13 protein-coding genes are annotated in these 11,798 nt (G+C 63.0%); 5 read left to right on the top strand and 8 right to left on the bottom strand.

The genetic code is table 11. The features are described from left to right. Positions 1-79: 79 nt before the first annotated feature. The 4 genes from ACR65N_RS14330 to ACR65N_RS14315 all read right to left on the bottom strand — a co-directional run bounded on the left by ACR65N_RS14330 (position 80) and on the right by ACR65N_RS14315 (position 2,797). The gene (locus ACR65N_RS14330) at positions 80-1,174 is read right to left on the bottom strand and encodes a CobW family GTP-binding protein (protein ID WP_440457554.1); all 1,095 of its coding nucleotides are present in this window, start codon (positions 1,172-1,174) and stop codon (positions 80-82) included. A 108-nt stretch (positions 1,175-1,282) separates the two neighbouring features. Further along, positions 1,283-1,675, bottom strand: coding sequence for a type II toxin-antitoxin system VapC family toxin (locus tag ACR65N_RS14325; RefSeq protein WP_440457553.1), 393 nt, complete (start codon positions 1,673-1,675; stop codon positions 1,283-1,285). After that, the gene (locus ACR65N_RS14320) at positions 1,672-1,950 is read right to left on the bottom strand and encodes a type II toxin-antitoxin system Phd/YefM family antitoxin (protein WP_440457552.1); all 279 of its coding nucleotides are present in this window, start codon (positions 1,948-1,950) and stop codon (positions 1,672-1,674) included. Before ACR65N_RS14320 ends, ACR65N_RS14325 begins: the two co-directional genes overlap by 4 nt. A 55-nt stretch (positions 1,951-2,005) precedes the next feature. Further along, complete coding sequence (locus ACR65N_RS14315) at positions 2,006-2,797, bottom strand: creatininase family protein (protein ID WP_440457551.1); 792 nt, start codon at positions 2,795-2,797, stop codon at positions 2,006-2,008. Between the two features lie 86 nt (positions 2,798-2,883). Between ACR65N_RS14315 and ACR65N_RS14310 the strand changes: the two genes are divergently transcribed. The 3 genes from ACR65N_RS14310 (at position 2,884) to ACR65N_RS14300 (ending at position 5,489) form a co-directional block, all read left to right on the top strand. After that, positions 2,884-3,399 (top strand): MarR family winged helix-turn-helix transcriptional regulator, encoded by a 516-nt coding sequence (locus tag ACR65N_RS14310; protein WP_430304592.1) that lies wholly within the window; start codon positions 2,884-2,886, stop codon positions 3,397-3,399. 84 nt (positions 3,400-3,483) lie between these two features. Continuing rightward, positions 3,484-4,506, top strand: coding sequence for a LacI family DNA-binding transcriptional regulator (locus ACR65N_RS14305; RefSeq protein WP_430304591.1), 1,023 nt, complete (start codon positions 3,484-3,486; stop codon positions 4,504-4,506). Positions 4,507-4,526: 20 nt separating this feature from the next. Further along, entirely contained in the window at positions 4,527-5,489 is a 963-nt protein-coding gene (locus ACR65N_RS14300; RefSeq protein ID WP_440457550.1) for a 2-hydroxyacid dehydrogenase, read from the top strand. Between the two features lie 2 nt (positions 5,490-5,491). Here the strand turns inward: ACR65N_RS14300 and ACR65N_RS14295 are convergent, their stop codons facing one another. After that, positions 5,492-6,244 (bottom strand): gamma-glutamyl-gamma-aminobutyrate hydrolase family protein, encoded by a 753-nt coding sequence (locus ACR65N_RS14295; RefSeq protein WP_440457549.1) that lies wholly within the window; start codon positions 6,242-6,244, stop codon positions 5,492-5,494. Between the two features lie 300 nt (positions 6,245-6,544). On the opposite strand from ACR65N_RS14295, the gene ACR65N_RS14290 reads away from it, so the two are divergent. Next, complete coding sequence (locus tag ACR65N_RS14290; RefSeq protein ID WP_440457548.1) at positions 6,545-7,651, top strand: TRAP transporter substrate-binding protein; 1,107 nt, start codon at positions 6,545-6,547, stop codon at positions 7,649-7,651. Positions 7,652-7,783: 132 nt separating this feature from the next. Here the strand turns inward: ACR65N_RS14290 and ACR65N_RS14285 are convergent, their stop codons facing one another. Next, on the bottom strand, positions 7,784-9,670 hold the full coding sequence (locus tag ACR65N_RS14285) for a TRAP transporter large permease (protein WP_440457768.1): 1,887 nt from the start codon (positions 9,668-9,670) through the stop codon (positions 7,784-7,786). Between the two features lie 13 nt (positions 9,671-9,683). Next, a complete protein-coding gene (locus ACR65N_RS14280) occupies positions 9,684-10,244 on the bottom strand; it encodes a TRAP transporter small permease subunit (protein ID WP_440457547.1) in 561 nt (186 codons plus the stop codon). A gap of 292 nt (positions 10,245-10,536) precedes the next feature. Between ACR65N_RS14280 and ACR65N_RS14275 the strand changes: the two genes are divergently transcribed. Continuing rightward, entirely contained in the window at positions 10,537-10,761 is a 225-nt protein-coding gene (locus tag ACR65N_RS14275) for an aa3-type cytochrome c oxidase subunit IV (protein WP_430304585.1), read from the top strand. Positions 10,762-10,858: 97 nt separating this feature from the next. Here ACR65N_RS14275 and ACR65N_RS14270 read toward each other — a convergent pair whose 3' ends face one another. After that, the gene (locus ACR65N_RS14270; RefSeq protein ID WP_430304584.1) at positions 10,859-11,746 is read right to left on the bottom strand and encodes a tetratricopeptide repeat protein; all 888 of its coding nucleotides are present in this window, start codon (positions 11,744-11,746) and stop codon (positions 10,859-10,861) included. Positions 11,747-11,798 lie beyond the last annotated feature (52 nt).

Raw genomic sequence — 11,798 nt, 5'->3', positions numbered from 1 at the left:
AGTCTCTCTCGTCGGCGTTCCGAAGCGGGGCGTGCTGACGGCATAACGCGATCCTGGGACCGCGTCACGCCGTTCATCGTCAGGCAGTCGCCTGGCAGGCGAGGAAGCTCTGCTCGATCTTGGCGCGATCGAGGTCACGACCAATGAAGACGAGGCGGCTTTCGCGCTTCTCGCCGTCTTTCCAGGCGCGTTGGTGATCGCCTTCGACGATCATGTGAACGCCCTGCACCACATAGCGCTCGGCATCGTCCTTGAATGCGATGATGCCCTTCAGCCGCAGGATGTTCGGGCCGTCCGTCTGGGTGATCTTCTGGATCCACGGGAAGAACCGTTCGGGGTTCATCTCGCCGCCGCGCAGGGAGATCGACTTCACCGTGACGTCGTGGATCGCCGATGGCGCGGCGTGGCCATGATCATGATGATCGTGGCCGTGGTGGTCGTGATGATGGTGGTCATGATCATGGTGGTGATGGTCATGGTCGCAATCCGGGCCGCAGACGTGATCCTCATGACCGTGCTCGAGGAAATGCGGATCGTTCTCCAGCGCCCGTTCCAGGTTGAAGGCGCCCTGGTCGAGCACGCGGGCAAGATCGACGCCGGAGCGGGTGGTCTTGTAGACGCGGGCCGTCGGGTTGATGGCACGAACGATCTCGTCGATGATCGCCAGTTCGTCCGGCGTCACGAGGTCGGTCTTGTTGATCACCACGACATCGGCGAAGGCAATCTGATCTTCGGCCTCGCGGCTGTCCTTGAGGCGCAGCGGCAGGTGCTTGGCATCGACGAGTGCGACGACGGCATCGAGCTCGGTCTTGGCACGCACGTCGTCGTCCATGAAGAAGGTCTGCGCGACGGGAACCGGATCGGCAAGACCGGTGGTCTCGACGATGATGCCGTCGAAGCGGCCGGGGCGGCGCATCAGGCCCTCGACGACGCGGATCAGGTCGCCGCGCACCGTGCAGCAGACGCAGCCGTTGTTCATTTCGTAGATCTCTTCGTCCGACTCGACGATCAGGTCGTTGTCGATGCCGATCTCGCCGAACTCGTTGACGATGACGGCATACTTCTTGCCGTGGCTTTCCGACAGGATGCGGTTCAAGAGCGTCGTCTTGCCGGCGCCGAGGTAGCCGGTGAGGACGGTCACGGGAACGGGCTTCTGGATTGCTGTATCGGCCATGGGAACCTCCGGGGGATGGGCGCTCGCGAGATGGAGCGGCAGCGGTTGGGGACCATATAAGGCCTCGTGTTCCGCAGTTCAAAGCCTTTTGTATGTTATAAGATCACATCATGCCGGCGGCAGCGCCGATCGGACATCGGTCTGGGCGAAATCGTTGCCGACGAACAGCAGCGGGCAGCCGAATTCCTTGGCGGTGGCATAGGAAAAGCAGTCGCCGAAGTTGAGGGCGGCGCGGTGAAAATTCCGGCCATAGGCTCGATAGGCTTCGGCGGCCAGTTCGGCGCGGGCGGCGGTCAGGTCGATGATTTCGATGCCGAGGGCAACCAAGACGTCACTCATCTCGGTCTCGTAGCCCTTCTGGGCGGCAACGATTAGTGCTTCTGTGACGGATGCCGCCGACATTAAGGATCGAACTGAACTGGACAATGCAACCTGACACGCCGCTGCTTCCGGCTCACCCTTAAGAACGGCGATCAGCGCGGACGTATCAACAGCGATCACTTCGGCAGACCGTTTTCATCGTAGAGAAAATCCTGACTGCGCGCGGCGGAGACTTCTGGGAATCGATCGGGCTTCTGCCGAACACGCTCCTGAATTGCGGCTATGGCTCTGGCGCGTGCTTCACTCGTGACCATTGGCGCCGTCTGGGCAGGCCGATGCGGCACAATCCGCGCGACAATTTTGCCATCCTTCGTCAACAGCACATCCTCGCCGCCTTCGACGCGAACGAGGAGTTCCTCCAGATTGTCTTGGGCTTCCTTGACGGAAATCTGCATGGCATGAACCTCCGGTCTTCAGGAAAGGTATGCCTTCTCCGGCGGGCGCGCAAGATCAGCGCAGAACCGACACATCGAACCGGTGCACGTCCTCCAGCAGTTCAATCATCCCGTTCACCGCGTGGCTCACAAGAGCCTCGCCGCGTTCGGCGGTCGCAGCACCGGCATCGCCGGCGACGCCCTGGACGTTCAGGTCCGACATCTTCCAGCCGAACGCATGCGGGCCATAGGCGCGCAGATGCCTGAAGTCGCGGGCGAAGTCCGCCTGACGCGACGGGAAGGCGGCAGCCTTCTGCATATCCACCCTGTCCGGGTAGAGCGCCAGCATCACCGAGGTCTCGATGTCGCCGCCGTGAATGTCGAGTGCCTTGGCGTCCGGCGCAATCCAGCCATCGGGTTGGCCGAAGCGCGTCCAGCTCGTCGCCACCGCCAGCATGTTCAGCCGCACCCGTGCCTCCGTTGCGACGATGGTCATCAGCGGGGCGTTGCCGCCATGGGCGTTGAGCAGCACCAGTTTGCGGATGCCGAGAGCCGAAAGGTCTTCGGCGATCCTCAGCCATCGGTCGATGGCCTCGCCGAAGGTCAGGGTCTTCGTGCCTGCCACGTCCATGTGCTCGATCGAATAGCCGATCTCCTCCACCGGAAGGAAGGTGACGGGTAGAGAGGAAGGCATCCGGTCGATTACTCGCGCGACGAGGCCAGCGGCGATCAGGCTGTCGGTCTCGAAGGGGAGGTGCGGACCGTGCTGCTCATGAGCGCCGAGCGGCAGGACAGCAATCCAGTCTGACCGGTCGGCAGGCTGCAGCGCCCGATCATTGTCGGCAAAGCGGGGCTTTGGCAGCGGCATCTGGCGGTAACTTCCGGGTTTGGCTATGGATAGTCGTTGTAAAATCATAGACCGTTTGAACCGCTGCGGTAAACCAGGCGAGGGGCATGAGTAAGAAGAAGGGCGAAAAGCGCGAGGAGAAGCGCGGCAAGGCCGGCAAGAAGAAGAGCGCCATGCCGATCGCCGATCTTGCACCGGCGCTGACGCAGGCTGCCCGCTCGATGCGGACCCACCTGTCGCGCAACCTCGCCGAGGCCGGTCTCTATGCCGGTCAGGACAGCGTGATCCTGCAGCTTGCCGCCGATCCCGGATTGACACCGGGGCAGCTCGCGCAGCGGCTGGGCGTCAAGGCACCAACGATGACGCGCACCGTCGGGCGCATGGAGGCGCAGGGTTTTCTGGAGCGCAAGGCCGACAGCACGGACGCGCGGCTGATCAAGATCCACCTGTCGGAAACCGGGCGACAGAGCCTCGATCGCATCCACAAGGCAATCGCAGACAGCGGCGCTCAGGCGGTCCAAGGGCTTACGCTGAAGGAAACGCGGGCCCTGTTGAAATTGCTGAAAGCGGTCGATCGCAACCTCAACGGCATCGAACCGATGGTGGACGAGGAGCTCGAGTGACGGCTTTATGACGGGCATTGCCGGGTCGGCTTAAACTGTTTAAATCATTTTAAGCCGATCGCAGAAGATCTCCGGGGAGGGGCCGTGGCTCAGAAAATCAAGCTTTCCACCATCGCCGAAAGCCTCGGTCTTTCGACGGCGACCATCTCGCTTGCCTTGCGCGACAGCCCGCTGGTGGCCGTCGATACACGCGAGAAGATCAAGGAGCAGGCACGGGCTCTCGGCTATATCTACAACCGCCGGGCCGCCAGCCTCAGAACCTCGCGATCCGGCATCATCGGCGTCGTCGTGCACGACATCATGAACCCCTTCTACGGCGAAATCCTCAAGGCCATCGAGAGCGAGCTCGATCGCAGCCGGCACACCTTCATTCTCTCCAATCACTACGATTCGGTTGAAAAGCAGCGCACCTTCATCGAGACGTTGCTGCAGCTCGGCGGTGACGGTGTCATCATGTCGCCGGCCATCGGCACGCCCATCGAAGACATCAAGCTGGCGGAAGCCAACGGCATGCCGGCCATTCTCGTGGCACGCTCGATGGATGGTGTCGATCTGCCGACCTATCGCGGCGACGACAGCTACGGCATCTCGCTTGCCACCAACCACCTGATCGGCCTTGGTCACCGCACGATCGCAATGATCGGCGGCACCGACCAGACCTCGACCGGCCGCGATCGTTACCAGGGCTATGTCAACGCTCTGCGCAAGGCCGGCATCGAGGTCGATCCCGACCTGCGCATTCCCGGGCCGCGCTCCAAGCAGGGCGGTTTCGAAGCGGCCGTGCACTTCCTCTCCCTGCCGCAAAAGCCGACGGCTGCGGTCTGCTGGAACGATCTGGTTGCCATCGGCGTCATGAACGGCATCGCGCGCGCCGGCCTGTTGGCCGGGTCGGACATTTCGGTGACCGGCTATGACGATCTCGAGGAGGCATCAATTGCCACGCCGTCGCTGACGACGGTGTGGAACGGCCAGACAGAGGTCGGAAGACTTGCCGCGCGGGCGCTTCTCGATAGACTGGCGGGCAGCCATGAACCCGATGGCATCCACCTCATCAAGCCGGAGATGCGCATTCGCCAGTCCACCGGCCCGTTTCGCCCTCGTGCCTGACCGAACAGGAATCCTTGCCGATGACCGATAACAAGTCCACCGTGCTCATCCCGGGCCGCATGCATCCGCGTGCCCTGGAGCGTCTGACCGCCGCTTTCGATGTCGTGCAGACCCAGCCGGGTTCCGAGCTCGATCTGTCGCCGGAGACCAAGGCGAAGGTGAAAGGCGTGGCGACCATCAACCGCATGCCGGCCGAATGGATGGACCAGTTGCCGAACCTGCAGGTCGTTTCGAACTTCGGCGTCGGCTACGACGGCGTCGATGCCAGACATGCCGGGGAAAAGGGCGTCCTCGTCACCAACACGCCCGACGTCCTCAACGACGAGGTGGCGGACACGACGATCGGCCTGCTGATCAACACCGTGCGCCGCCTTCCGCTGGCGGAAACCTATCTGCGGGAGAAGCGCTGGGAAAACGAAGGTCCGTTTCCGCTCACGCCGCTATCGCTGAAGAATCGCCATGTCGGTCTGCTGGGACTTGGCCGCATCGGCATGGAGATCGCCAAGCGGCTGGAACCCTTCAAGGTCAGGATCAGCTACCACACCCGCACGGAACGCACCGATGTCGCCTACGATTACGCGCCGTCACTGCTCGATCTTGCGACCTCCGTCGACACGCTGATCTCGATCATTCCGGGCACGCCCGAGACGCACAAGATCATCAATGCGGACGTGCTGAAGGCGCTTGGGCCGAACGGCGTCTTCATCAATGTCGGCCGGGGCGCAAGCGTCGACGAGCCGGCGCTGATCGAAGCGCTGAAGACGGGGACGATCGCCGCTGCCGGGCTGGACGTCTTCTACGACGAGCCGCGGGTGCCCGAGGCGATGTTCGATCTGCCGACCCTTTGCATGCTGCCGCATGTCGCTTCGGCCTCGGTTCCGACCCGCAACGACATGGCCGACCTGGTGGTCGACAATCTGATCGGCTGGTTCCGCGACGGCAGCGTGCTGACGCCGGTGCCGGAGACGCCGGTCAGGAAGTAGTCTCAGCGCCCGGCCGCATAGGCACGCACGGCATCCCCGAAGGCTTCGAAAAGGGCACGCGAGGGCGTGTCCGTTTCCGCCCAGTATTCCGGGTGCCACTGCACGCCGACCGCAAATCCCCTCGCATCGATCACCGAGACGGCCTCGATGGTGCCGTCCTCGGCGGTCGCTTCCACCTGCAGGCGTGACGCCGTCTCGCCGATCGCCTGACGATGCAGCGAATTGACCTGTACCTCGCCGGCAAGACCCAGGTACTGCGCGATGCACGAGCCTTCGCGCACGAAGACCGGCTGACGGATGGAGTACATTCCATCGCGTTCCTCCACCGGCGGCTTGCGGTGATCCCACCGGCCCGGCTGATCCTGGATCTCGCTCACCAGCGTTCCGCCCAGCGCGACGTTGAGTTCCTGGATCCCGCGGCAGATGGCAAGCAGCGGAACGCCGCGATCAAGGGCGCCACGGATCAACGGCAGGCTTGTTGCATCGCGCGCGGTGTCGAAGGGTCCGTCGGCCTCCGTCGCTTCCAGTCCGTAGAGGGACGGATGGACGTTGCTGGCGGAGCCGGAGATCAGGACGCCGTCCACCCGGTCGAGAACAGCGTCGATATCGGCTCCCTCGGCCAGTGCCGGAACGAGCAGTGGCATGACCTTGGAAACCTTCAGGGCGGCATCGACGTACTGCGTCTGCACGGCGTGCCAGTCGGCGCGGGCCAGATGGCGAATGTCTGCCGGAATGGCGATGAGCGGCAAGGGCATGCGGGGATCTCCGGGCAAGGTAGGCGCCGGGTTCATGATCCTCCAATTGGTTCAAGTCAAGATCGACCACCAGCGCGACAGTCGGCGTTGGCGTTGGGTTTGGCAATCCGCCTGGTTTCAAGTCGCTGGCAAGCGAAGGGCGCACTCCGGACGTTAGACGAAAGTATCTATCGGTTTTCCGCGTTTGCCGGCCCCCAGTATTATTGGCTTCTTGCACGCCAAAACCGGGCATGGTTACTTTGTTATGGCGCAGGCAAGGGGAACAGGATTGCCGGCTGCCATAACCCGGGGAGGTTTTTCATGGATCGTCGTGCATTCTTCAAGAAGGCGGCAGTGACCGGTATCGGCGCTGCAGCTGCAACCACGCTTGCGGCGCCGGCTCTGGCGCAGGCCCTGCCGAAGATAAATTGGCGCCTGACGTCATCGTTTCCGAAGTCGCTCGACACGATCTACGGCGGTGCCGAGGATCTTGCCAAGCACGTCGCTGCCGCTACCGACGGCAATTTCGCGATCCAGACGTTTGCAGCCGGCGAAATCGTACCCGGCCTGCAGGCGGCCGACGCCGTGTCGTCGGGCACGGTCGAGATGTGCCACACCTGCTCCTATTATTATGTCGGCAAGGACCCGACATTCGCGATCGGGACGGCGATCCCCTTCGGGCTCAATGCGCGGCTGACCAATTCCTGGTTCTATGAAGGAAATGGCAACCGACTGATGAACGAGTTCTATGCCACGCACGGCCTCTACGGCTTCATCGCCGGCAATACCGGCGCCCAGATGGGCGGCTGGTTCCGCAAGGAGATCAATACGGTCGAAGACTTCAAGGGAGTCAAGATGCGCATCGCCGGCCTCGCCGGCCGGGTCGTCGAGAAACTCGGCGTCGTGCCGCAGCAGATCGCCGGCGGCGACATCTATCCGGCACTGGAGAAGGGCACCATCGATGCGGCCGAATGGGTCGGTCCGTATGACGACCAGAAGCTCGGCTTCTACAAGGTCGCCAAGTATTACTACTACCCGGCCTTCTGGGAGGGCGGTCCGGTCATCCATGCCTTTGCCAACAAGGAAAAGTTCGACGCCCTGCCGAAGGCTTACCAGGCAGCGCTGCAGGATGCCTGCGCCTTTGCCAACACCAGCATGATGGCCAAGTACGACAAGAAGAACCCGATCGCCATTCGCGAACTGGCGGCGCAGGGCACGGTGCTGCGGCCGTTCAGCCAGGACATCCTCTCGGCCTGCTTCGACGCTGCCAAGGAGGTGTATGCCGACATCTCGTCCAAGAACCCGACGTTCAAGAAGATCTACGACGACCAGGTGGCGTTCAAGAAGGAAGCCTATCTGTGGATGCAGCTGTCGGAATACACCTATGACACGTTCATGATGATCCAGCAGCGCAACGGCAAGCTCTGATCGCTCCGAAGGACATTCTTCGACAGACGGAAAAGCCCGGTGCCTGCGCACCGGGCTTTTTCATTTCTGCCGCCATTCTGGAACATCTAGGCGTGGCCGGCCCGGTGCCGATCAAGCCGGCGCGGGCTGCCTCTACAATTTCGGCGGCTGGCTGAGATCCGGCTGCGGGGCTGGAGCCGGAGAGGCTGGCGCAGGTCCGGTCGCCGGCTCGCCTGGAAGTCCCTGTAGGGGCGGCAGGCCGAACGCCGGCGTCGTCGGCTGCGCCGGTTGCGTGCCTGCCGGCGGCGGATCGCCGCCGAGGTTGAGCGGCGGCAGGCCCATCTGCGGAGCCGATCCGGCACTGCCTCCGCCGATCGGGGGAAGGCCCAGCGGGTTGGCACCGCCGTCGAGGGCACCGGGGCCGGAGCCGGGCAGCTGAATCTCCTGGGTCGACGGGTCGGGGAGTGGATTGTCCGTCTTGTAATGCATCACCAGGCCGGGGAAGGCGATGACCACCAGGATCATCACGAACTGGATGATGATGTAGGGGAAGACGCCCTTATAGATCTCCTTCGTCCTGACGCCCGGCATGGTCTTTCCGGTGACCTTGTCGACCCAGCTGCCGACCGGCGCGATGGAGCGCAGGAAGAACAGCGAGAAGCCGAACGGCGGGGTGAGGAACGACGTCTGCAGGTTGATGCCGAGGATGATGCCGAACCAGACGAGGTCGATGCCCAGCTTGTCCGCCACCGGCGCCAGCAGCGGCACCATGATGAAGGCGATCTCGAAGAAGTCGAGGAAGCAGCCGAGAATGAAGACGATGATGGTAACGACGACCAGGAAGCCGTATTCGCCGCCGGGCAGGGCGAGCAACAGCTCTTCCATCCAGACGTTGCCGTTGATGCCGTAGAAGGTGAGGCCGAAGACGCGTGCACCGATGAGGATCATCATGACGAAGGCGGAAAGGCGGGTCGTCGCGTCCAGCGCATTCTTGACGATCGACAGCGACAGGCGTCGCTTGGCGAGCGCGAGGATGAGCGCGCCGGTGGCGCCCATGGCGCCGCCTTCCGTCGGCGTGGCGATGCCGAGGAAGATGGTGCCGAGCACCAGGAAGATCAGTGCCAGCGGCGGAACGAGAACGATGATCACCTGCTCGGCAAGGCGCGAGATGATCTTCTTGTCGCTGCGGCTGTTGAACAGGGCCACGCCGTAGACGGCGATTACCGCGAACGCCAGCGCCGCGACGAACCGCCACTCCTCGCTCGCAACGCCGAGGAACAGCAGGTTGATGCCGATGAAGTAGAGGCCAACGGCCAGCACCATCATCACCAGCAGCGACGTGACGCCATTGCCGAGGGTCCGGGCTTCCGGCGGAAGGGCAGGCGCCCATTCCGGCTTCAGCATCGAGACGGCGAAGATGTAGGCGCAGTAGCTGGCGATGATCAGCAGCGCCGGGTAGAGGGCGGCCACGTACATGTCGCCGACCGAACGGCCGAGCTGGTCGGCCATGACGATCAGCACCAGCGACGGCGGCACGATCTGCGCCAGCGTTCCCGATGCGGCGATCGTGCCGGAAACCAGCGGACGATTGTAGCCGTAGCGCATCATGATCGGCAGCGAGATGAGGCCCATGGCCATCACCGAGGCGGCGACGACGCCGGTGGTGGCGCCGAGCAGCGCGCCGACCAGGATGACCGCGTAGGCAAGTCCGCCGCGAATAGGCCCGAACAGCTGGCCGATCGTGTCCAGCAGGTCTTCCGCCATGCGCGATCGCTCAAGGATGATGCCCATGAAGGTGAAGAACGGGATCGACAGCAGCGTGTCGTTGTACATGATCCCGTAGATGCGCTCGGGATGCGATTGCAGCAGTGGCCAGAACAGCCGGATGTCGGGCGAGATCGCCGACAGTTCGACGCCGACGACGAAATAGAGAAGACCGCCGGCCGCCAGGGTGAAGGCGACAGGATAGCCTAGCAGCAGCATGCCCATCACCGTCGTGAACATGACGAGCGGCAGGTTGTGGGCGACGAGGTGAATGATGTCAGCGAGCATCTCAGACCTCCCGTGCAGCCGCTCGGGCGTCTTCGGACAGATCCTCGCGCGGATCAGCCATTCGTCCCGTGACGATGGCGAAGCGCTTGATGATCTCCGAGAAGGCCTGGGCGAGCAGCAGCCCGAAACCGACGAGCACGACGAGCTTGGCCGGCCAGATGATGAGGCCGCCGGCATTGCCGGAAATTTCGCCGGAGGTGAAGGAGAGCCAGAACCACGGCCAGGCGAGATAAGTCATCAGCCCGGCGAAGGGTACGAGGAAGATCGCGTGCAGCACCAGGTCGATGATATCGCGGGTGCGCTTGCTCCAGGTCGAGGACAGGATGTCGATCCGCACATGCTCGTTCTTCAGCAGCGCATAGGCGGCCGCCAGCATGAACACCGTTCCGTAGAGGTACCACTGCACCTCCAGCCAGGCGTTGGAAGAAATGTCGAAGGACTTGCGCAAGATGGCGTTGCCGGAGCTGATCAGCACCGCCGCCAGAAGCAGCCATGAGACCCAACGGCCTATGAACCCCGTCACCGCATCGACGATGCGGCTGACAGCAATGAGAATAGCCATGCGTTCCCCCCGAACTAATGCCTTGTTGCTAATCCCATAAGTCCGAATGCCTTCCGCGCGCAACACGTCAAAAGTCGCGGAGCCCCCGCTTTCCCGCATTTTGTGTCGCCAGATGCATGAATGACGCAAGAATTTGAAAGCAGAGCTGGGTGACAGCGAGAGAGCTACAGCATGCGGTGATTTCGCTGTCGCAATTGCCACTCCGGTTGATCTTGTGTAGCTTCGGGCGAAACACGGATTTGGACGAGCGCGGCCTCCTATAGGGGCCGGCGCAGTATCGGGAGGGGACATCATGGACGATCATCATAGCGGGCCGATCGAGACGGGCGCGACGATGGATTATCGCGAGCACGAGAAGACCTACACCTCGTTTCTTGCTGGCGCGAAGTGGGGCACGATGATGGTGGTGGTGCTGATGCTGGCGATGGTCGGCGGATTTTTCGCCGGCGGCGGCCTCATCGGCGGCCTCTTGCTGTTCGTCATCCTGAACGCCGCCGGGTTCTACCTGCTGCGCTGATCGCGCACGCGGACTCACATTGGAATGGTGAACGAAGAAGGCCCGGATCACATGATCCGGGCCTTCTTGTAACGTCATCTATCCGGCAGCAGAAGCGTCAGCCGCTGGCGCCGCGGGTACGGGCAACGCCATCCTGCGCCGGCTTGTAGTTCGGATCCAGGCGGACGGCGTGGCTGTAGGACTTGAAGGCCCGGCCGCGGTCGCTCTTGCGCTCATAGACCAGCGCCTGGTTGACCCAGGATTCGGCGAGCTTGTCGTTCAGCTCGATCGCGTGGTTGAAGTCGGCGAAGGCATTGTCGTCGTCGTTGAGCGCCAGATAGGAGACGCCGCGGCCGTTATACGGTTCCGGCGAGGACGGCGACAGCGAGAGGGCCTTGGAGAAGTCCTCGATCGCCTGGGCGTGCTGGTTACGGACCTGATAGATCAGGCCGCGATTGTGCCAGGCCCGGCCGTCGGTGGTTTCCAGCTGGATGGCGCGGTTGAAGTCGGTGAACGCTTCGTTGGTTCGGCCGGCCTGGCGGAAGATGTTGCCGCGGCCGATGAGCGCGACGTCGTAATCCGGGTTCAGCTGCAGCGCCGTGTTGTAGTCGTTCACCGCTTCCGATGGCTTGCCCATGTTGCGGTAGACGAGCGCGCGGTTGGCGTAGGCCTGGTAGAACCGTGGGTTCATCTGGATCGCACGGTTGAAGTCGTCAAGCGCACGACGGAAATCGCCGGCCCGTCCATAGGCGGTGCCCCGGACGTTGTAGCCTTCTGGATCCTGCGGATTGGAGCTGATCACCGACGACAGCGAAGCGATGTTCTGCTCGGAGCCCTGGGCGCTGTCCAGGCGGATCAGGTCCGTGCTCGTCGTCGACTGGCAGCCGGCGAGCGTCAGGCCGGCCAGCAACAGAGCGCTACGCGACAATCCGTTCTTTGAAAGGCGGCGAGAGTGGTCTCGGGCAACGGAAGCGGCATGCGAAATTGCGGCGGTCATGGCGGCCATCAGGCGCAGGTCCTCGTGTGACGACGAACTATAACGGTCCAGGGGAAAATCA

The organism is Rhizobium sp. SAFR-030, assembly GCF_059415005.1.
Note: the sequence above shows the minus strand (reverse complement) of the source record. Positions and strands in the feature narration are given on the sequence as shown.

Bases quoted from the DNA above. Each gene is read 5' to 3' on its own strand.
- ACR65N_RS14330 (WP_440457554.1), bottom strand. From the start codon at position 1,174: ATGGCCGATACAGCAATCCAGAAGCCCGTTCCCGTGACCGTCCTCACC.
- ACR65N_RS14320 (WP_440457552.1), bottom strand. From the start codon at position 1,950: ATGCAGATTTCCGTCAAGGAAGCCCAAGACAATCTGGAGGAACTCCTC.
- ACR65N_RS14315 (WP_440457551.1), bottom strand. From the start codon at position 2,797: ATGCCGCTGCCAAAGCCCCGCTTTGCCGACAATGATCGGGCGCTGCAG.
- ACR65N_RS14310 (WP_430304592.1), top strand. From the start codon at position 2,884: ATGAGTAAGAAGAAGGGCGAAAAGCGCGAGGAGAAGCGCGGCAAGGCC.
- ACR65N_RS14300 (WP_440457550.1), top strand. From the start codon at position 4,527: ATGACCGATAACAAGTCCACCGTGCTCATCCCGGGCCGCATGCATCCG.
- ACR65N_RS14295 (WP_440457549.1), bottom strand. From the start codon at position 6,244: ATGCCCTTGCCGCTCATCGCCATTCCGGCAGACATTCGCCATCTGGCC.
- ACR65N_RS14290 (WP_440457548.1), top strand. From the start codon at position 6,545: ATGGATCGTCGTGCATTCTTCAAGAAGGCGGCAGTGACCGGTATCGGC.
- ACR65N_RS14280 (WP_440457547.1), bottom strand. From the start codon at position 10,244: ATGGCTATTCTCATTGCTGTCAGCCGCATCGTCGATGCGGTGACGGGG.
- ACR65N_RS14275 (WP_430304585.1), top strand. From the start codon at position 10,537: ATGGACGATCATCATAGCGGGCCGATCGAGACGGGCGCGACGATGGAT.
- ACR65N_RS14270 (WP_430304584.1), bottom strand. From the start codon at position 11,746: ATGGCCGCCATGACCGCCGCAATTTCGCATGCCGCTTCCGTTGCCCGA.